Consider the following 520-nt stretch of genomic DNA (forward strand, 5'->3'; position numbering starts at 1 on the left):
CGGGAGGGCCCGGCGGGGCGCGAGTGGGGGAGAGCCGCCCGCTGACGCGAGGCAGGGTGGGAGCGGTGCTACACTTTTCTCAGCATCCCGCCTCGCGCGGGGTGACTACGCGTGCCCACAGTCTTCATCGACACGCCACCACATCCACTCAGTCCCCGGTTCATTCACGTGAGCGGGGCGGATGCGCGCCGGGCACCAGGATTGGCCTCCAACCGGCGGCCATAAGAAACTGACATAGCGTCATGCGTTGCCCCTGTGCCGTCACAGGAACGTGCCGAAAGGCGCGGTCTTGGACAGGCCGGCAGGTGCGCGGGCGCAGAAAAGGAGACGGCCATGGCCGTTGCTACCATCCGCCAGCTGCTCGACAGCGGCGTGCACTTCGGACACCAGACCCGCCGTTGGAACCCGAAGATGAAGCGCTTCATCCTGACCGAGCGTTCGGGCAGCCACATCATCGACCTGCAGCAGTCGCTCCAGTACATCGACAAGACCTATGACTACGTCAAGGAGACCGTCGCCC

General features: G+C 65.6%; 1 protein-coding gene. It reads left to right on the forward strand.

Annotated features, from left to right (window positions below; all coding sequences use genetic code 11):
- Nucleotides 1-333 precede the first annotated feature (333 nt).
- Nucleotides 334-520: 30S ribosomal protein S2 (rpsB, locus tag FVP33_RS19035; RefSeq protein ID WP_147785260.1), on the forward strand; the 187-nt coding region annotated here is incomplete at its 3' end.

The organism is Lacisediminihabitans profunda (genome assembly GCF_008040105.1).
Lineage (GTDB): Bacteria > Actinomycetota > Actinomycetes > Actinomycetales > Microbacteriaceae > Lacisediminihabitans > Lacisediminihabitans profunda.